The organism is Pseudomonas sp. GQ91, assembly GCF_059758795.1.
The window spans coordinates 1-223 of record NZ_JCAXED010000087.1; the positions used below are offsets into that span (position 1 = coordinate 1).

General features: G+C 63.2%; 1 protein-coding gene. It reads left to right on the forward strand.

Annotation, left to right across the window (positions count from 1 at the left end; genetic code table 11):
• The coding region (locus AC6CIA_RS26540) for an ABC transporter permease subunit (protein WP_498316138.1) at positions 1 to 223 on the forward strand (223 nt) is incomplete at both ends.

Here is a 223-nt window from a genome sequence, read left to right on the forward strand (position 1 = left end):
TGCTGGCCGGGGTCAACGTTGATCGAACCAAGATCATCATCTTCGCCGTACACGGCTTGATCGGCGCGCTGGCCGGGGTGATCCTCGCTTCGCGCATGACCTCCGGCCAACCCATGATCGGCCAGGGCTTCGAGCTGACAGTGATATCCGCCTGCGTGCTGGGTGGGGTGTCGCTGAGCGGCGGCATCGGCATGATCCGCCATGTGATCGCCGGGGTATTGAT